General features: G+C 51.0%; 8 protein-coding genes. 3 read left to right on the plus strand and 5 right to left on the minus strand.

Annotated elements, in window-relative coordinates; translation table 11 throughout:
* The first annotated feature begins 240 nt into the window (after positions 1-240).
* The 3 genes from ACO6UX_RS06100 to ACO6UX_RS06110 all read left to right on the plus strand — a co-directional run bounded on the left by ACO6UX_RS06100 (position 241) and on the right by ACO6UX_RS06110 (position 3,020).
* Entirely contained in the window at positions 241-1,170 is a 930-nt protein-coding gene (locus ACO6UX_RS06100; RefSeq protein WP_422445814.1) for an OmpA family protein, read from the plus strand.
* Positions 1,171-1,404: 234 nt separating this feature from the next.
* Entirely contained in the window at positions 1,405-2,286 is an 882-nt protein-coding gene (locus ACO6UX_RS06105; RefSeq protein ID WP_422445816.1) for a DMT family transporter, read from the plus strand.
* A 5-nt stretch (positions 2,287-2,291) separates the two neighbouring features.
* Positions 2,292-3,020 carry a tRNA1(Val) (adenine(37)-N6)-methyltransferase gene (locus ACO6UX_RS06110; protein ID WP_422445818.1) on the plus strand — a complete coding sequence of 243 codons (729 nt, stop codon included), beginning with the start codon at positions 2,292-2,294 and terminating at the stop codon, positions 3,018-3,020.
* A 167-nt stretch (positions 3,021-3,187) separates the two neighbouring features.
* Here the strand turns inward: ACO6UX_RS06110 and ACO6UX_RS06115 are convergent, their stop codons facing one another.
* From ACO6UX_RS06115 to ACO6UX_RS06135, 5 genes are all read right to left on the minus strand, one after another.
* Positions 3,188-3,406 (minus strand): hypothetical protein, encoded by a 219-nt coding sequence (locus ACO6UX_RS06115; RefSeq protein WP_422445820.1) that lies wholly within the window; start codon positions 3,404-3,406, stop codon positions 3,188-3,190.
* Between the two features lie 141 nt (positions 3,407-3,547).
* Positions 3,548-6,763, minus strand: coding sequence for a beta strand repeat-containing protein (locus ACO6UX_RS06120; protein WP_422445822.1), 3,216 nt, complete (start codon positions 6,761-6,763; stop codon positions 3,548-3,550).
* A complete protein-coding gene (locus ACO6UX_RS06125; protein ID WP_422445824.1) occupies positions 6,760-7,044 on the minus strand; it encodes a hypothetical protein in 285 nt (94 codons plus the stop codon). Before ACO6UX_RS06125 ends, ACO6UX_RS06120 begins: the two co-directional genes overlap by 4 nt.
* Positions 7,010-9,793, minus strand: coding sequence for a hypothetical protein (locus ACO6UX_RS06130; RefSeq protein ID WP_422445826.1), 2,784 nt, complete (start codon positions 9,791-9,793; stop codon positions 7,010-7,012). Before ACO6UX_RS06130 ends, ACO6UX_RS06125 begins: the two co-directional genes overlap by 35 nt.
* Before the next feature lie 481 nt (positions 9,794-10,274).
* Positions 10,275-21,137: a hypothetical protein gene (locus ACO6UX_RS06135; RefSeq protein ID WP_422445828.1), complete on the minus strand. Its 10,863-nt coding sequence runs from the start codon at positions 21,135-21,137 to the stop codon at positions 10,275-10,277.
* Between the last annotated feature and the right edge of the window lie 48 nt (positions 21,138-21,185).

A 21,185-nucleotide genomic window follows, 5' to 3' on the forward strand; every position in this document is an offset into this window, starting at 1 on the left:
TTCATGGTCATGGTTATCGGTCGTCTGCCAATAAAGATAAGCACCTGTAATGGGCTTCATAATCTGATCATGGAAAACAACAGGCTCATTTCATATGGAAAGAGACTCTGGCAGTGAATATTTTGGCCTATACTCGAAGCTGCCAGTCATCCAATAACCTGTCTGTTTTATCTGCACGAGAAATCCCTACCCGATTAGACGTCAACCCTTCCCTAACTTGACACACCCGGAGTTTGATTCATGCCCTTCATCACTCCCCTTAAAACACTAACACTGTTCATCATCACCCTTTTTCTTGCTGGCTGCGCCAGTGATGGCCATCTGAACCGGTGGAGCCAATGTGCCCTGATCGGGGCGGGTACCGGCGGTCTTGTTGGCGCTGCAGCCAACAGTACGAGTTCATCCGACAGAGGTAAATCGGCCGCTTATGGTGCTATAGGTGGTGCCCTGGTCGGTACCGCTATCTGTGCGCTGACTGGCAGTGACAGTGATCACGATGGTGTTCCTGATAACAAAGACCGCTGTGCAGACACCCCCAAAGGCGTAACCGTCGATCACAGTGGCTGCCCGGTAGACTCCGATAATGACGGGGTTCCTGACTACCTGGATAAGTGCGCCAACACCCCTTACGGTGTCACAGTGGATGCTCACGGTTGCCCCGATTCCGACGGTGATGGCGTACCAGACAATATGGATCGCTGCCCCAATACCCCTGTCGATATGGCGGTTAACCAATATGGCTGCCCGATCGACAGTGATGGGGATGGTGTTCCCGATGACATTGATAAGTGCCCGGATACCCCCGAAGGCATTCCCGTCGATGCGGATGGCTGCCCACTACAGAGAGAACTGGGAATGGTTTACTTTGGCTTTGATAAAGCAGACATTGACCCGCCGGGCCGTCAGGCGCTGGACAAAATCGCTGATGTTGCCAAACAACAGTCTGACATTCATCTGACAGCTGTTGGTTACACCGACTCAACCGGCCCGCTGGAACACAACCGAAAACTGGCACTGCGCAGGGCTGAAAGTGTCAAACAATACCTGGAAGAGCGTGGCGTCAGTGGCAATCGCATCAAAGCCGTGGCCGGTGGTGTACTGGAGAGCGGAGATCAAACCAGAGAAGGCCGGAGAAACAACCGTCACGTGACCATCACCATTGAAGGGTAACCTTCATTAACTATTCAGGAACTGTTGTTTAATAACTTCGACATTTCAATAAGCGCTACCCGCTGCCCGAAAAAGACAGGCCACTTGTGCTTTTTTGGGAAGCGGGTAGCGAGCAAGTCTCAGCCAACGGCGGAACTTATTCCGCGACAATTCCTTACCTGTTTCTTTTGGAGCCTGTGAGATAGTATTGGTCAATACTCAAACCTACTCACCCAAAGTCTCCAAGCAGTATCCATGACAGACAATAGCAAAGCCTGTTTTTACGCCCTGGCCACGGCCTTATTGTGGTCGACCATTGCCACCGCCTTTAAAATAGCCCTTAAATATCTCGACCCATGGCAGCTGGTATTCTGGTCCGTGGCAACCTCCACCACCCTGCTTACCATCATTGTCATGATTCAGGGAAAGGCTGGTTTAGTTGTCTCCCAATTCAAACAATCATCGGGATTATTCCTGGCCCTGGGGCTGTTAAACCCTTTTCTCTATCACGTTGCCCTGTTCGGCGCTTACGACCTGCTTCCGGCGCAACAGGCGCAGGCATTAAACTACAGCTGGCCAATGGCACTGACCCTGCTTGCCGTTCCTTTGCTGGGTAAAAAACTGTCGCTTACCAGCCTGCTCTGCTGCCTGCTGGCCTACGGGGGTGTATTGCTTATCTGTACCCGTGGGGAGTTTGAAAGTCTTAATTTCGCCAGTCCCATCGGTGTTATTCTGGCACTGTCAAGCACCATTATCTGGGCGCTTTACTGGCTATTGAATACCCGGCGCGAAGGGGATCCTGTGGTTGGCCTGCTGATCTGCTTCCTCTGTGGACTGCCCTGGATTATTGGTGCCACCGCCCTCTTCTCCGATTTCTGGCCCATTGCCTCTGAAGGTCTGGAAGCAGCGGCCTATGTTGGTCTGATTGAAATGGGCTTTGCTTATATCCTGTGGCTGAAAGCCCTTAAACTGGCGGACAATACTGCCATGGTCAGCAATATCAGCTACCTCAGTCCGTTTCTATCACTGATTTTCATCGCCAATATTCTTGGTGAGTCTATCTATCCGGCCACCTATGCTGGCTTGATTATGATTATTGTTGCCGTTCTGGCTCAGCAGCACTTGAGTAGAAAATAAACGCCATGGCCAGAAACAGCTACTTTGCTTTTAAGCAGTTCAGAATTGACCAGGGTGAATGCGCCATGAAAGTCACCACGGATGCCTGCATCTTTGGTGCGCTTATTGCTGAGTCATCCGGCTTACGACATAGCCAGTCCATTCTGGATATTGGTGCAGGCACCGGGCTGCTCAGCCTGATGGCTGCTCAGAACTGCAATGGGAAAATCACGGCCGTGGAGCTGGATGAAGAAGCGTCACAACAAGCGGTCCTTAACTTTGCCGCCAGTCCCTGGGCCGATCAGCTGCAACTGGTCAATAGCGCTATCCAGATATTCTCTGCCACCAGTCAGCAACGCTTTGACTGTATCATTTCGAACCCGCCTTTTTTTCAACAATCCTTCAAGGGGGACGACCAGCGACGCAACATGGCCCGTCATACCGACAGCCTGAGTTTTACGGATCTTGCCAGGGTGATTTCCCGGCATTTGGCGACCACTGGCGAAGCCTGGATTTTACTGCCCGTGGATTCCACACAGCATTTTTTGAAAGCGGCTGCCACGGAAGGACTGGGTCTGATAAAGCAGATTGGGCTGCGTTCTTCCAGCCGTCATGGGAACCACCGCTATATCCTGGTGTTAAACCGGGATAAACCTCTGGAAACGCACGAGGAGACGGTCACTATATATACCCAGCCTCCTCACTACACGGAAGAAACCAGGCAGTTGATGTCACCTTATTATCTGGCTCTCTAGCACATCATTGCGATGAGTTTGATGTGTACAATCTCCGCTCACCCTGAGCGAAGTCGAAGGGTGATTGGCACAGTCTTTTTCAAGGTATGGTGTTTACGCCCTTCGACTCCGCTCAGGACGAACGGAGTTTGGGAATCATTAACCATCAATTGCATTGCAGCCGCACACTAGTAATCAGCCATGATATTCGATGCAAGTTCGTCAGACCTCAGGCCAATGTTCCGGTCACTTTGCATGACCTGCTCACTGATTGATGAATTAAGATGATCGGATGAGTAGGGAATGGCCAGTCGGACTCGTGGCCGGTTATCAAACTCCACTGCCCATAGCAACGTGACCAGAAACACGCCGCAAAATACCCACGCTGGTTTAATTTTTTTGAACACATTCAAATTTCAAGACCATATATGGCACTGATTTCTAAAAAAAAGCTCCTTTGGTAGTAGGAGCCTCGTTTTTTTTGGTGACGGGTATCAGTCAGGATTATTCCAGTTGTGATCACTGATTAAAACGTTTGTCCATCTCAGCTACTTTATCAAGCCGTCCCACTCTGTACCGAGTTCATTTATTTCACGGGCTGGTTCCTGCACAGGAACACTCTGCCTGTTCATTCGTTCCCGGATTCCCTTAATACCCTGGGATACCGAGTTGACCGCAGCGCTTGCCAGTTCTTTACCACGGGTAAGTGGTTTCATCGCCAGTTCCTTACCACGCAACCCATCCTGGTAACCAGTAACCCATTGATAGGTTGAATAGCCGGCAATCCCCAATCCGCCCGCAGCCAGAAGGGAACCTGTGGTAATTCCCATCGCCGCGGCTGTTGACGCTGTAGCGGCATTACTGCCGTCCATGTCGGCAATCATTCCTTCATCGCCAACACTCTTGTGCCCGATGCCGTGGTGTACCCCGGTGTCGGCAACCATTCCTCCATCGCCAACACTCCTCCGCCCGCGGTGGTGTGCCCCGGTGACGGCACTGTCGACCGTGCTGTTCACTACCGTGGGGTTGTCAACTATTCCTCCATAGTTAACCTGCCCAGCCCCGAAGTCGGCGCGTGCATTTTTACCCGAGGTTTTGACCGTGCAGTACTCCGCCGTGGTGTTGACAACCGTTCCTCTATTGTTAACCTCCCCACCCCCGATGCCAGCGTGTGCGTACTCACCCGAGGTGCTGACATGGCTATCTACCGCCTTGGTGTTGGCAACCTCTCCTCTATAGTCAACCAATCCCACCCCGATGGCGGCGTATGCTTCCGTTTCCGTGGTATTGACCGTGCAGCCCACCGCCTCGGTGTCGGCAACCTTTCCTCCATTGAAAACCACTCCCCCCCCGATGCCGGCGTAGGCATTTTTACCCGTGGTGTTGACCATGCTGTTCTCCGCCATGGTGTTGGCAACCGATCCTCTGGCGACAACATTGCCCCCTCCGATGCCAGCGTATGCATTGTCACCCGAGGTTTTGACCGTGCAACCCTGCGCTGCGGTGTTGCCAACCTTTCCTGTAACATACCCCCCCCCGATGCCGGCGTATGCCTGGTCTTCTGTGGTTTTGACCGTGCTGCCCACCGCCCTGGTGTTGCCAACCTTTCCTCCAAAGTAAACATTCCCCCCCCCGATACCGGCGTATGCACTCTCACCCGAGGTTTCCACCGTGCTATCCACCGCCGTGGTGTTGACAACCGTTCCCAGATCGGAAACCTGCCCCCCTCCGATGCCGGCGTATGCATTCTCACCCGAGGTATTGACCGTGCTGTTCTCCGCCGTGGTGTTGCCAACCATTCCTCCAGCGACAACGTTACCACCCCCGATGCCGGCGTATGCATATTCACCCAGGGTTTTGACCGTGCTGTTCACCGCTTTGGTATTGGCAACCGTTCCTCTAACTTCCCCACCCCCAATGCCGGCGTAAACTTTGTCACCCGAGGTTCTGACATGGCTATCTACCGCCGTGGTGTTGGCAACCGTTGCTTTAGCTTCAACCAGCCCGCCCCCGATGCCGACGTATGCACCCTCACCCGAGGTTTCGACCGTGCTGTTCCTCGCCGAGGTGTTGGCAACCGTCGCTTTAGCTTTAACCAGCCCGCCCCCGATGCCGGCGTATGCACCCTCACCCGAGGTTTCGACCGTGCTGTTCCTCGCCGTGGAGTTGGCAACCGTGCCGCCAATATCAACCTCCCCCCCGCCGATGCCGGCGCATGCACTCATACCCGAGGTTCTGACATGGCTATCTACCGCCTTGGTGTTGGCAACCGTGCCGCCAATATCAACCTCCCCTCCGCCGATGCCGGCGTGTGCAGCGTTACCCGAGGTTGTGACATTGCTGTTCTCCGCCGTGGTGTTGGCAACCCTTCCTCCCGCTTTAACCAGCCCTCCCCCGATGGCGGCACCTGAAAGGACACCCGAGGTTTCGACCGTGCTGTTCACCGCCGCGGTATTGGCAACCGTTCCTTTAACCTGCCCGCCCCCGATGCCGGCGCATGCATTGACACTCGAGTTTGAGGTTTTGACCCTGCTGTTCACCGCCGTGGTGTTGGTAACCATCCCTTCAACCTGGCCTCCCCCAATGCCGGCGTATGCATAAAAACCCTCGGTTTCGACCCTGCTGTCGACCGAAGTGGTACCGGCAACCTTTCCTCCAATATCAACCTGCCCTGCCCCGATGCCGGCATCTGACCCCCAACTCAAGGTCTTGACCGTGCTGTTCACCGCCAGGGTGTCGGTAACCGTCCCTTTAACCAGTCCCGCCCCGATGCCCGCCTCGGCACTGTATTGCGAGGTTTCGACACTGCTGTTCACTGCGGTGGTGTCGGCAACCGTTCCTCCGACACCAACCCTTCCCGCCCCGATGCCGGCGTTTGAATACCAATCAGAGGTTTTAATCGTGCTGTTCACTGCGGTGGTGTTGGCAACCGTGCCGTCATCGAAAACCTCCCCTCCCCCGATGCCGGCGGGTGCATTCCTGCCCGAGGTTGAAATATGTGCATTTTCGGCCAGGATATCCCTGACTGTGCCATTAACTTTACAGGCCACCAGACCTGTGGACCCCTCGGAGTTTATTTGGGCACCGGTAAAGTGAAGCTTGCTAACGGTGCCTTGGTTCAGCTTTTTAACAAAACAGTTAGTTAGGTTGTCGATCCTGTGATAATCGCCATCGTACTCGCCGGTGAATGGGTGGGTATCATTGCCAATGGATTGATAGTCTTTAGTGACAACAATATCCGCTGTCTGTTGATAGGTACCGTCCAGTGGATAGTCGGGATGTCGGCCAATCTTGCCCAGGGTTTCTGTATCTTTAATCTTTATCTTGCAAGCATCACTGTACGACGAATCCAATGCAACCAGGAAATCAGTTCTCAAACAGCAATCGGCTGTTAACACCCGTGGGTCTGCTGTTTGGCAAAAAAGCTGATCCTTGGAGATAGATCCAGAATTCTCTTTAATGCCATTGACAAAGCTGTTCACCGCCGTGGTGTTGGCAACCGTTCCTCTAACGTCTCCACCCCCGATGCCGGCGTCTGCATCTGTACCCGAGGTTTCGACCGTGCTGTTCACCGCAGTGGTGTTGGCAACCGTTCCTTCGACCCAAACAATCCCCCCCCCGATGCCGGCGTCTGCATCTGTACCCGAGGTTGCGACCGTGCTGTTCACCGCCGTGGTGTTGGCAACCGTTCCTTCGACCCAAACACCCCCCCCACCGATGCCGGCAAGTGCATTTTTACCCGAGGTTTCGACCCTGCTGTTCACCGCCGTGGTGTTGGCAACCGTTCCTTCGACCCAAACAATCCCCCCCCGATGCCGGCGAGTGCATTTTCACCCGAGGTTTCGACCCTGCTGTTCACTGCCGTGGTGTTGGCAACCGTTCCAAAAACGCCCCCCCCCCCGATGCCGGCGTGTACATTTTCACCCGAGGTTTCGACCTTGCTGTTCACTGCCGTGGTGTTGGCAACCGTTCCAAAAACGCTCCCCCCCCCGATGCCGGCGTGTGCATTTTCACCCGAGGTTTCGACCGTGCTGTTCACCGCCATGGTGTTGGCAACCGTTCCTTCGACCCAAACAATCCCCCCCCCGATGCCGGCGTGTGCCAGGGTACCCGAGGTTTCGACCGTGCTGTTCATCACCGCCGTGGTGTTGGCAACCGTTCCTGAAACGTCCCCCCCCGATGCCGGCGTCTGCAGCTGTACCCGAGGTTTTGACCGTGCTGTTCACCGCCTTGGTGTGGGCAACCATTCCTCTAACGTCTCCACCCCCGATGCCGGCGTCTGCATTTGTACCCGAGGTTTCGACCATGCTGTTCACCGCCGTGGTGTTGGCAACCGTTCCTTCGACCCAAACAATCCCCCCCCCGATGCCGGCGAGTGCATTTTCACCCGAGGTTTCGACCCTGCTGTTCACCGCCGTGGTGTTGGCAACCGTTCCTTCGTCCCAAACAATCCCCCCCCCGATCCCGGCGAGTGCATTTGTACCCGAGGTTTCGACCGTGCTGTTCACGGCCGTGGTGTTGGCAACCGTTCCAAAAACGCTCCCCCCCCCGATGCCGGCGTGTGCATTTTCACCCGAGGTTTCAACCCTGCTGTTCACTGCCGAGGTGTTGGCAACCGTTCCAAAAACGCCCCCTCCCCCGATGCCGGCGAGTGCATTTTCACCCGAGGTTTCGACCGTGCTGTTCACCGCCGTGGTGTTGGTAACCATTCCTCCACCACCAACCAAGCCCGCCCCAATGCCGGCGTATGCATTGTCACCCGAGGTGGAAATATGCACATTTTCGGCCCGGATATCACTGACTGTGCCATTCGCAGTACAGGCTGCCACCCCGGTCGTCTTCGTTGAATTTATATGGGTATCAGTAAAGCCAAGGCGACTGATGTTGCCTTGTTTCAGAGTATCAACTAAACAGTCAGACAGGCCGCTGATGGTACGACGTTGCCCATCGTACTCCCCGGTGAATGGATGAGTATCATTGCCAATGGATTGATAGTCTTTAGTGACAACAATATCCGCTGTCTGTTGATAGGTACCGTCCAGTGGATAGTCGGGATGTCGGCCAATCTTGCCCAGGGTTTCTGTATCATTAATCTTTATGGGTGTTGATGCTGTAGTGGGTGTTGACTCTTTAGCGGTTGTTGACGCCGAAGCGGTTGTTGATACTGTAGCGTCTGTTGACGCTGTAGTGCCATTTCCCGGGCAAGCATCATTATACGAAAAACCCGAATCCTGAAATTCAGTTCTGATAGAGCAATTGGCTGCTAACACTCGTAGGTCTGCTTTTTGGCAAAAAAGCTGATCATTGGGGATAGATCCAAAATTCTTTTTTTTGCCATTGACAAAACTGTTCACCGCCTTGGTATTGGTAACCCAATCTGAATTGGGAACCCACCCCCCCCCGATACCGGCTCTTTCCAAAGTGGCGGCATCGACACGGCTGTTCACCGCCATGGTGTTGTCAACCGTTCCTCCGCTAACCATCCCCCCCCCGATGCCAGCGCCTGCAGCGGTAAACCGGGTATGGACCCTGCTGTTCACCGCCGTGGTGTCGGCAACCGTTCCTTCGCTAACCATGCCCCCCCCGATGCCGGCGTGTGCATAATAACCATTGGTTTCGACCGTGCTGTTCACCGCCGTGGTGTTGCCAACCGTTCCTTTAAAGTAAACCAGCCCCCCCCCGATGCCGGCGTATGCAAAATAACCATTGGTTTCGACCGTGCTGTTCACCGCCGTGGTGTTGGCAACCGTTCCTTCGCTAACCATGCCCCCCCCGATGCCGGCGTATGCAAAATAACCATTGGTTTCGACCGTGCTGTTCACCGCCGTGGTGTTGCCAACCGTTCCTTTAACCAGCCCCCCCCCGATGCCGGCGTTTGCCTCTTGACCCGTGGTTTTGACATGGCTGTTCACCGCCGTGGTGTTGCCAACCGTTCCTTTAACCTCCCCCCCCCCGATGCCAGCGTAACTTTTATGACCATTGGTGAGAATATGAACATCTTTCGCCCGGATATTACTGACTGTGCCAGTATCATCAACAACACAGGCTGCTAACCCGGTCGTCTTCTGGGAAGTTATATTGGCACCAGTAAAGCGAAGGTTCCTGATGCTGCCTTCCAGAGTGTCAACAAAACAGGCAGACAGGCCGCTGATGGTATTGCACTGCCCATCGTAATCGCCGGTGAATGTGCCAATGGGTTTATGGTCTTTATTGACAACAATATCCGCTGTCTGTTGATATTTGCCGTTTGGTGGAAATTCGGGATCTCGACCAATCTTGCCCAGGTCTTCTGCATTTTTAATCTGTTTCGAATTCGCATACTGAAAAGAGCTGGCCAGCGTGCCAAGGGCAAGTAGCCCTTTGGTTCCCTGACTCCCTTGATAGCGGGCCGTGGATGGCTGTTGAAGGGGTACGTCTTTCGAGCCGGTTTCTTTTTCCTGAGCCTCTCCCCGGGTTTCTTTTGATGTCTGTGGTAATTCCGGTTTTGCATCCGGCCCGGGCAAACCGCTCCCGGACCAGGCATTGGCCATATCTTTCGCCATGAAAAGGATGGAACTCGACGGCACGATAGTTGTTGTGGCCAGTCGCAAAAGATCTTTCACTGCTTTGCGGGAATTGAAACTGAGGCAAGGGTCTTCCATTGGAATCAATGATTTCACAAATGCTTTAGAAATAGCAACGCCATGGCCGAGCCAGGAATATTCGGCACCATTCCCTGAACATTGGGAAGCGCTGTCGCAAATTGGTTGCTGAATTGATTGCTGAATGGGTTGCTGATTGGATTGCTGAATCATAAACAGGACTCCTGATGTTGTAGTACATGGTTTCAATGAGTTTGACGGGTTGTCGTTATCACAAGCCTCTGCACTTCGTTCGTCCTGAGTACTGAGCTTGTTGAAGCATCGGAGGGCGCAAACTCCGGGCCATGATAGATCGTGCCAACACCCTTCGACTCCGCTCAGGATGAACGGAGTTGGTACACGTCAATCTCCTTGAAATGATGTAGTAGTGCATAACAGTACATTAGAAAGTGCACAAAAAATGACGACGCACTCCCTTGTTCGTTTATGCAGTGACGTAAAAGTTCCCGGGTTATGTTTTTTTTGGCTCTTTTCGGGTTACAGACTGCTCTGCAATGAAAATTGGCCAAAGGCCTTGATATACAATGCCTTCAGGAAACTGCTGGCTAAATATTGCCAAGCCCCGCCACAGGAGGATTCCAGCCTGATTTATGACATCAGCAGTCTGCAATACGAAAAGAGCCTGACTGTTTTTTCAGCTGGCTTCAGCCTGGCCGCTACCGAAATCATCAAACTCTCTCTCCATTTGCCTTGTCACTGCCTGTTGCCACTGACCGGTTGTCGTTTTGCCCTTAAGCTCCTGCAAACTCGCCCTTGCTATCTGGGAGACCAGTTCATCCTTTAATCGGGCATCACTGACCCGATCGCCAAATACCTGCGGGAATTGTTTGCTGACCTGTGACTTGATGGTTGCGTAGCTGCTGAGAATTTCCCCGATGCGTTGCCGGTTGAACTGGTGCAGTTTCACTGGCCCTGGCAGTGCTTTGCCCCTGGTGTTGATCAGTTGGGCCCGGTCACTGGCACTGGTGCGCACTGGCAATAGTGTTATCACCAGCTGATTGAGACGCTGGGCCTCATCCGGATGAGGCTCAATGCCCTGGCGCTGGATCAGTTCTGCTGTTTTTATCCGTTCTATGGCTTCTGCCGGTGCCTCAAACCGGGCGTTATACAGATGGGTAAACAGTTGCCAGGCTCTCTGATCAAGTTGGAAGGTTTGCCAATCGGGGGGCTGCCTGTCCGACGATTGATCCGAGCCTACCGGGATAGGCGATGGTGTCTGTGTAGCGACGGCAACATCGGCCTCCAACCGGGCCAGGGGGGCAGAAAAATGGTCAAGGCCCAGATAGTCGGGTTGACTGGCTAGCGATTTCAGCAGCTCCAGTTGCCTGGCCGATGCCAGTTTCATAAAGCGGGACTGGGTTTGATTGTAACGACCGGAGGCCAGACCTTTGACCAGTGGCATGTCGGTAGGTGGTGTGATCTTGATACTTTTACTAAACGACAGTCGCTGTTTGAAACGTGTGGCCAGTGAGGCCCTGGTGCTGGCCTGTGAACCTTGCTCCAGCCCAAGCAATTGGCTTAATCGATTGGCCCACCTCTTCGGCCGGTGATTCTTCAGTTGTGCTGCCTGGTCAATAATCTTTTTGGACAGATGTTGTGGTATATCGTCATTTGTTGTCTGTTCAGCCAGTCGGCTTGCAGCCATAGCCTTTAACATGACACTCGCCAGTTGCCTGGTTGCACCGTGGTCGATGGTTTGGCCCGTTGATGGATCATAGAAAAGTGGTGTGCCAGGTGCCTGGCTAGTGCCGCGCAGGGAGCCGTCAGCCCGGAATATATTGTCAGGTTTCTGGTGTTGTATGCCCAATGTCGTTGAGGTGAGAACGCTTGATAGAAAGTTTTCCGTTGCCTTGCCAGCGGATGCTTCAGGCAGGGTCTGGATAATGGCCAGGTTAATCAGATCGTCCTGGTCCCACTGTGTACTGACATCTTTATCCTGGGTGGCCAGATCGTTGGCCAGGGCCATGAGTTCTGTCCGCAGTTGTCTGGCCAGAGCCAGGCTGTTAGTCAGCAGCTGCATACCCGGTGACTGGTCAAGTGGGGAGGCGTTCTTTCCTGGGGTTCCTGGTGCCATGGTGTGGTTCAGGTGTATGGGACGATCGCTGATTTTTGCAGCCAGCATGTTAGCCAGTGTCAGGTTGTCGGTGATTGAATAGTTCGTCGGTGCTATGGCACTCGTGGCAGTTTGGCCATTGTTGCTGGGTGTACTGGCTATGGCCAATGGTGTGCCGGTCTTGCCCGGATCAGGCTGGACACTGGTCATGCCATGGGATGGGGGAGTTGGAGCGGTATTACCCTTCAGTTTCCTGACAGGATTTATGTCGGGTTGCTGGATATTCTCAAGAAACAGGTCTTGCTCCTGTTGCAAGATACGGATTAATAACTGTTGGTTGTGGTGCCTGTGTTGCCGGTCAATGATATCAATGTTCACTTTTTCCGTTGACTCAGGTTTTTCCTGTGGTCGGGAGTTCCCGGTTTCCGGCGTCGTCTGCTGTTTCTGGCCAGTTTTTCCATGCAGAATTTGGCTCAGGTCGTTCAAAAAACGATCAAAGCCGTCAGAATTGGCTGACTGTGGTTGCTCCTCTATGGCTTTGAGCAGATGATCTGTGTTCACGGAGGCCGTTGCAGGAGGGGTATAAACACCAGACGAAAGTCGTATGATGGCGGCACGGTCCAGAGGTTGTTGGTTGCTACAGCCCAGGTCTGACAGCATCTGCAGGCGTACATTGCTGAACGTGGCATACATTGTCTGGAACTCGGAAATGACCTTGGCGCTGATGATGGACTGGGCAGTACGGTGATTTTTTTCACTGATTGCAGCCGGGGTCAGATGCTTCATAAACTGGTGAGCATTTTTATAAATATTCAGGAACTTGTTGCTGAATTGTTGATTCAGTTGGTGCAATGACCCCCTCGGAAGAATCCCTTTTTCCAAACAGTCTAATGGTTGCCCCTCGGTTGCTGGTGCCTGGCGGACCTTGTTGCGTGTATCGGCATAGATTTTGGCCATGTTTTTATTGAATCGTGAATGGATCGTTTTGCATTTGTCTGTGAATGATTTGATGAATTGCCGCAGTCGTTGGTTGTTATCAGATTCCGTCTTTGGCAAAGACGTAGCATTTGTTGTTGCCGTGGCCGTTGTGTTTTCGGTCGGGTTTGTACGATTGGAAATACTGGCGGTCTTCTCTTGCGGTGTGCTGTCAGGTGCTGTGGTTGTGGTTGTTGTCTTTTCGACTGCCGTGCCTGTTGATGCAGGCGTCATTGATGAGGAAGAAGTAGCTGAGCTATCTCTGGAACCAGAAGTCACTGTCTGAGTGGTGATGTCGTGGATTGTGGTTGTCGTCTGGCTTGATTGCCTGGTTTGTGCAGCGGTTGATTTTGCTTTTGAAGATGGAGGCGCTGCTGTGGTTTTAGATATACCAGGGTCGCCTTCTGTTGTGGCGGTTTCAGATGGTAATGCTGTTTGCCCGGTTGTTGATTGACGTATTGCTGTCTTATCAATTGTCGCCTGAGTGTTAGTGGCTGTTGGTGATTTTGTTGATGGAGCTGTTCCTGTGGCCGTTGAAGTTTCTGTCGGCGGTGAAGCAGCCGTTGTGCTATCCGAAATGCCAGAAGTCCTTGTTTGACTGATGGTATCAGACGTTGATCGTGCTTTTTCCTGGGTTATTGATTGTTGCGTTGTTGTCTGTTCGGCTCTCTTACCTGTTGATGCAGGTGTCATTGATGAATAAGCAGCTGAGCTATCCGTGGAACCAGAAGTAACTGTCTGAGTGGTGGTTTCGTGGATTGTGGTTGTCGTCTGGCTTGATTGCCTGGTTTGTGCAGCGGTTGATTTTACTTTTGAAGATGGAGGCGCTGCTGTGGTTTCAGATATACCAGGGTCGCCTTCTGTTGCCGTGGTTTCAGATGATAATACCGTTTGCCCGGTTGTTGATTGATGTATTGCTGTTTTATCAGTTGTTGCCTGAGTTGTAGTGGTTGTTGGTGATTTTGTTGATGGAGCTGTGGCCGTTGAAGTTTCTGTCAGCGGTGACGCAGCCGTTGTGCTATCTGAAATGCCAGCAGTTATTTTTTGACTGGTAGTATAAGACGTTGATCGTGCTTTTTTCTCGGTTATTGATTGTTGCGTTGTTGCCTGTTCGGTTGTCGTCCTTGTTGATGCAGGTGTCATTGATGAAGAAGTAGCTGAGCGATCCGTGGAACCAGAAGTAACTGCCTGAGAGGTGGTGTCGTGGATTGTTGTTGCCGTCTGGCGTGATTGTCTGGTTCGTGCAGTGGTTGAGATTGCTTTTGAAGATGGAGGCGCTGTTGTGCTGTCAGATATACCAGGGTCGCTTTCTGTTGCGGTGGTTTCAGATGATAAGGCTGTTTGCCCTGTTGTCGATTGATGTATGGCTGTTTTATCAATGGTCGCCTGAGTTGTGGTGGCTGTTGGTGATTTTGTTGATGGAGCTGTTCCTGTGGCCGTTGAAGTTTCTGTCAGCGATGAAGCAGCCGTTGTGCTACCCGAAATGCCAGAAGTCCTTGTTTGACTGGTGGTATCAGACGTTGATCGTGCTTTTCCCTGGGTGATTGATTCTTGCGTTGTTGTCTGTTCGGTTGTCGTGCTTGTTGATGCAGGTGTTATTGATGAAGAAGCAGCTGAGCCATCTGTAGAACCAGAAGTAACTGCCTGAGAGGTGGTGTCGTGGATTGTTGTTGCAGTCTGGCTTGATTGCCTGGTTTGTGCAGCGGTTGAGATTGCTTTTGAGGTTGGAGGCGCTGTTGTGCTGTCAGATATACCAGGGTTGCCTTCTGTTACGGTGGTTTCAGGTGGTAATGCTGTTTGCCCGGTTGTTGATTGGTGTATCGCTGTTTTATCAATTGTCGCCTGAGTTATAGTGGCTGTTGGTGATTTTATAGATGGAGCTGTTCCTTGGGCTGTTAAAGTTTCTGTCATCGGTGCAGCAGCCGTTGTGCTATCCGAAATGGAAGAAGTTATTTTTTGACTGGTGATATCAGACTTTGGTCGTACTTTTTCCTGAGTTATTGGTTGTTGCGTTGTTGTCTGCTCGGTTGTCCTGCCTCTTGATGCAGGAGCCATTGATGAAGAAGCGACTGAGCCATCCGTGAAACCAGAAGTGACTGCCTGAGAGGTGGTGTCGTGGATTGTTGTTGCAGTCTGGCTTGATTGCCTGGTTTGTGCAGCGGTTGAGATGGCTTTTGAGGTTGGAGGCGCTGTTGTGCTGTCAAATATACCAGGGTTGCCTTCTGTTATGGTGGTTTCAGGTGGTAATGCTGTTTGCCCGGTTGTTGATTGGTGTATCACTGTTTTATCAACTGTTGCCTGAGTTGTAGTGGCTGTCCGTGATTTTGTTGATGGAGCTGTTCCTGTGGCCGTTGAAGTTTCTGTCATCGGTGCAGCAGCCGTTGTGCTATCCGAAATGCCAGAAGTTATTTGTTGACTGGCGGTATCAGTCGTTGATCGTGCTTTTTCTTGGGTTATTGATTGTTGCGTTGTTGTCTGTTCGGTTGTCGTGCCTGTTGATGCAGGTGCCATTGATGGAGAAGCAACTGAGCCATCCGTGAAACCAGAAGTGACTGCCTGAGAGGTGGTGTCGTGGATTGTTGTTGCAGTCTGGCTTGATTGTCGGGTTTGTGCAGCGGTTGAGATTGCTTTTGAGGTTGGAGGCGCTGTTGTGCTGTCAGATATACCAGGGTTGCCTTCTGTTGCAGTAGTTTCAGATGATAGTGCTGCTTGCCCGGTTGTTGATTGATGTGTTGCTGTTTTATCAATGGTCGCCTGAGTTGTAGTGTCTGTTGGTGATTTTGTTGATGGAGTTGTTCCTGTGGTTGTTGAAGTTTCTGTCAGCGGTGCAGCAGCCGTTGTGCTATCCGAAATGCCAGAAGTCATTGTTTGACTGGTGGTATCAGACTTTGGTCGTGCTTTTTCCTGAGTTATTGGTTGTTGCGTTGTTGTCTGCTCGGTTGTCCTGCCTCTTGATGCAGGAGCCATTGATGAAGAAGCGACTGAGCCATCCGTGAAACCAGAAGTGACTGCCTGAGAGGTGGTGTCGTGGATTGTTGTTGCAGTCTGGCTTGATTGCCTGGTTTGTGCAGCGGTTGAGATGGCTTTTGAGGTTGGAGGCGCTGTTGTGCTGTCAAATATACCAGGGTTGCCTTCTGTTATGGTGGTTTCAGGTGGTAATGCTGTTTGCCCGGTTGTTGATTGGTGTATCACTGTTTTATCAACTGTTGCCTGAGTTGTAGTGGCTGTCCGTGATTTTGTTGATGGAGCTGTTCCTGTGGCCGTTGAAGTTTCTGTCATCGGTGCAGCAGCCGTTGTGCTATCCGAAATGCCAGAAGTTATTTGTTGACTGGCGGTATCAGTCGTTGATCGTGCTTTTTCTTGGGTTATTGATTGTTGCGTTGTTGTCTGTTCGGTTGTCGTGCCTGTTGATGCAGGTGCCATTGATGGAGAAGCAACTGAGCCATCCGTGAAACCAGAAGTGACTGCCTGAGAGGTGGTGTCGTGGATTGTTGTTGCAGTCTGGCTTGATTGTCGGGTTTGTGCAGCGGTTGAGATGGCTTTTGAGGTTGGAGGCGCTGTTGTGCTGTCAGATATACCAGGGTTGCCTTCTGTTGTGGTGGTTTCAGATGGTAATGCTGTTTGCCCGGTTGTTGATTGATGTGTTGCTGTTTTATCAATTGTCGCCTGAGTTGTAGTGGTTGTTGGTGATTTTGTTGATGGAGCTGTAGCCGTTGAAGTTTCTGTCAGCGGTGACGCAGCCGTTGTGCTATCCGAAATGCCAGAAGTCATTGTTTGACTGGTGGTATCAGACGTTGATCGTGCTTTCTCCTGAGTTATTGATTGCTGCGTTGTTGTCTGTTCGGTTGTCGTGCTTGTTGATGCAGGTGTCATTGATGAAGAAGCAGCTGAGCCATCTGTGGAACCAGAAGTGACTGCCTGAGAGGTGGTGTCGTGGATTGTTGTTGCAGTCTGGCTTGATTGTCGGGTTTGTGCAGCGGTTGAGATGGCTTTTGAGGCAGGAGGCGCTGTTGTGCTGTCAGATATACCAGGGTTGCCTTCTGTTGTAGTGATTTCAGATGAAAATGCTGTTTTCCCGGTTGTTGATTGGTGTATCGCTGTTTTATCAACTGTTGCCTGAGTTGTAGTGGCTGTCGGTGATTTTGTAGATGGAGCTGTTCCTGTGGCTGTTGAAGTTTCTGTCAGCGGTGCAACAGCCGTTGTGCTATCCGAAATGCCAGAAGTTATTTTTTGACTAGTGGTATCAGACGTTGATCGTGCTTTCTCCTTGGTTATTGATTGCTGCGTTGTTGTCTGTTCGGTTGTCATTCTTGTTGTTGCAGGTGTCATTGATGAAGAAGTAGCTGAGCGATCCGTGGAGCCAGAAGTAACTGCCTGAGAGGTGGTGTCGTGGGTTGTTGTTGCCGCCTGGCTTGATTGTCGGGTTTGTGCAGCGGTTGAGATTGCTTTTGAGGATGGAGGCGTTGTTGTGCGGTCAGATATACCAAGTTTGCCTTCTGTTGTGGTGGTTTCAGATGATAGTGCTGCTTGCCCGGTTGTCGATTGATGTATCGCTTTTTTATCAATTGTCGTCTGACTTGTAGTACCTGCTATTGCCTGATCTTCTGTTTTGGCCGTTGAAGTTGTTGTTAGTGGTGACGCAGCAGTTGCGCCATTTGAAATATCAGAGGTACTTTTCTTCGCTTCCTGCGTGATAGCCTCAGGTGTTGAAGTGGCTATTGGCTGGTTGGTTGATTCAGCAGTCTGTGTTGTCGCTGGTGCTGAACTTGCAAAATCAGCGGCGCTGTGGGAACTGTCACCGTCTCCTGTTTGTGGGATAGTGCCAGCAGTTTCTGTCTGACTGGTTGATGGCTCTCTGCTGGTTGATGGCTCTCTAATTATTACAGTTGTTAATGTCTCTGTTGGTTGGTCAACACTGGTTGCATCGTCTGGAACAGTGGCAATACCTGCATTTATATTGTTGCTGTTTGCGGTGCTTGATGACCTCGCTGGTTTGGTTGTTGGCTGTATCGTGGTGTGCTCTGCATCGATTGCCTTTTTTATTGGTGGTTGGTTTGGTTTTGCTGCTGAGCCTTGGGAGGCTTGCTTTTCAGAGTGTTTTTTATGATTTTTTTCGATCGCTTTTTTTATGGTCTCGTACAACTTTTTAAGTGTTTTGGCTGCTTTATGTACCACGACACCACCTGTTATAATGCCTCCTCCAACTTCACCACCGGCTTCACCACCTGCTTCACCACCAGCTGCAGCGCCTCCTGCTCCAGCTTCACCACCGGCTCCACCGCCACCAGTTTCACCATCAGTTTCAACAGGATCATTTTCGCCGTCTTCCTGTTTACAGCTGCCAACCGAGCGTGTGCATCTGGCGGCCTGCTTTCCTTTGACAGCTTTCTTTCCAACCTCTTTAAGGGTTTTTTCCCCGACTTCTTCTCCAGTTTTTTCTCCGCCTTTTTCTCCAACTTTCTCTCCAACTTTCTCTCCAAATTCCTCCCCGAATTCCTCACCTGCGTTCTCACCTGCGTTTTGAGATAGCCGGTTAAAGATTCTTTCTGCAGCATCCTCGCCGACCTCAGTGGCCCTTGCCATTTCTGACAGTAGTGACAGGCATCCGGAGCAGTTGGCTAAGAATGATACCACTGCTAGTCCAACAGTGCCGCCGATCCCGCCACCGATTATCCCACCAATAGTACTACCGGATACACCGCTGCTGTCCTGGCTTTCGGATGCTCCATGGGCACCGCCGGGTTGGGCTGCACCGGCCTGCGCTCCAACGGCACTAGCGCCCGGCTCTGGGTCAAGCATGCGGAAGTCTCTTTCACCAGCCAGCTTGAACCGCTCTCCGTCAGTGATGGTGTCCAGGTTAGTGGTTGCCTGTGCCGCACCTTGTGGTACTGATTGAGCATCGGCATCAGCGGTTTTTTTCGGGGCGGAGGGCAAGTGTTTGGCGATGTCATTCAGTGTGGTGACAACGTGGGCATTCATCAGCCTGATGTTGGTTGAGTATTCAGCTGGATTCGGATACATTTCCAGGGCGGTAAGGACTTCCCGCATCAGATAAACCATGGGCATTTGCTTAATTTCTGCCAGTGTTTCTGACTCTGATGATGACAGGGATTTCAGGTTGATGTGCAGACGTTTCCCGGTGGCAGCATTTTTGACGGTTTCAAGGTATTTTTTCGTCAGGGCGTTGATTCTTTCCTTGTCAAGTGCTTCGAGTTCGTAGGGGCGGTGGGTCATTATATCTTTAAGAGTTAGTGCTGAATCCTGGACCAGTTCAAGGTTTTCAAACTGGCCCAGGATATCCTTGGTAAGAGGACAGAACCCTGTGCCTGGAATGGGGACAGCATCTGCATTGGGGGGGGCCAGTGGTATCTTATGTTGATCAGAAAAACGTCCTAGAAACATTAGTATGTTCTTTTGTAGCTGATTCAGATCATAACCAGTAACCGTTATCACACCGACTTGAATATCCTGAACTGTGAGCCTTAAGCGATCGCCGCTTTTGCTAAAAGCGAAGTAACAGATATGATCAGAATTAGGTGCAACCCCAAACTGGACCAATTCAGTACCAAGGCTGTCAACATCAACCTGGTGAAGCAGTTTCTTGATCAGATCACTTATTGAATTGAATCCGCGCGATGTGATTTCAAGCTCTTTATCTACTGCAACCCTCACTATTTGTGCATTTTTGTAGGCTTGGGCAATATATAAGCTGTCAGCATTCAGCCCCAATGAAGCTGGATGATTCTTTAGTGAAGATGGAGTCTTGAGATATAATACATCCTGCAAGGTCATTCTGATCTGGATTGGGAGCCGAGTATAACCGGTACCAAACAATATTGACTCTGCCAGACTAGTCAATGAAGTTGAGAACTTCCCATTTAGGCCTGCTATGGCTGTGGACAGTACATCCGCGAAACAATATCCCAGTTGCTTATCGTAAGCCAGGGCCAGGGCATCATGAGCAATCGCTTGACAAAAGATCTTATTCAAATCGACCAAGGCAGCTACCTTCTTGGCCAGTGATTGCACTTTATCCAGACTGGCATCTAACGCTTTGAATTCTATTAAAAATTCATGATAAGGGTTTTTTGATTCGTAGCCTTCCAGGATATTCTGTATTTTGTCGTACAGTATATTAACCTTGAAGGTAATTTGGCCAGCTTGGTAGAAATCTTTGTCTTTGATAGCCTTGTCAATGTCTTGGCTGTACTTTTCCAGCCCTGACTTAATCGTTTCTTTATTTTTCATCCATTCGAACATCTCTTCGAATTCGAATTCTTTTAATTCAGGCTCCTTAGTGATGTTTTTACCTTCATACATAGCTTTGTTGAAGGTATCACGCATTTGCCAGAAGCCTTCGAAGAATTTTTTCATCTCTTTCTGCATTGGTTCTTCCTCAAATTCATCAAGCAGTCTTTCGAACTTAAATTTAATGCCCTTAATTTCCTCTTCTGTAAGTTCTCTTCTGGTTCTTTTTCTTTTCGTGTCATCCTGTTCATGGCTCGGGAGATAACTCTTTATTTGGTCAGCGAGCTGTTTCAGTTTATTGTCATAAACCCTGGCGACGGCGGGAAAGGATTTTTTAATAGCCCTGGTGAAGGAAGAAACAATTAGTACCAGATTGAATAATTCATACATTGTCACCCTTGCTTCAATAGCTGATATTAACTCGGACAAAGCAATCATTGGGTGTGGCCGCTGATTGTCACGGATGTGCGGCAATGGACCATCCGGGCGTTTACCGATGATTGTTTCGGGCTGCTGAGCTATCTCGGTGATATTCCCCCAGGAATTTTCGGCGGTTGCTATGGGCCTGTTTTGTTGGTAGTCCACCAGCTCGTCTCTCAGCGACGCCATTAACGTGATTTTCACACTCTTGGAAAGCAACTCCCCCAGTGGCTGCAGGGCAGTCGTCGGTGTAAGTGGACTTGTTGTGTTGGTCGCCTGAGTTGTGTTTACCGACTGGGCTGTAGCCGTTGCTGAACTGTCGTTAACCGTTGTATTTGTTGGTATTGAGGGGGTGAAAGTACTGGTATGGTCAGCAGTTGATAAGATGGGTGATGAGACCGTGCTGTCAGTGGTTGAGCCAGACGGTAGTCCTGTGGTTTCCGGGTTGACATCGGTGGTTGTGGAGTTTTCAGATAATGGTGTGAGTGGTTTGTTAGCAATGGAATTTGTCTCAGTGCTATTGCTGTGATTTTTTTCAGGGTCAGGCTTAATGAAAAGTTTATCATGAGCACGATACTGTAGGTATTCAGTTAATTTCTTTTGCATATTTTCTATCTTGCCTTCCAGAACCTTGGTTTCTGCCTGGTTTTTATTCATCAGTTTCTGGACATCTGACTCGGCCTTTGTTCGATAAGACAGAAATTTACTTTTGATTGGTTGTTCGGATAAATCTTTTTGAGTGGCATCAGCAGTGTAGGCATTCGGATAAGCAGCTGACGTTGGTGCTATCTGGTTATTCATTACCTGTTACCTTTGTATTAGTCAGTTGATGTGGAACAATGTATTGGC

Origin of the sequence: Endozoicomonas sp. ALB091 (assembly GCF_049310265.1) — a bacterium.
Lineage (GTDB): Bacteria > Pseudomonadota > Gammaproteobacteria > Pseudomonadales > Endozoicomonadaceae > Endozoicomonas.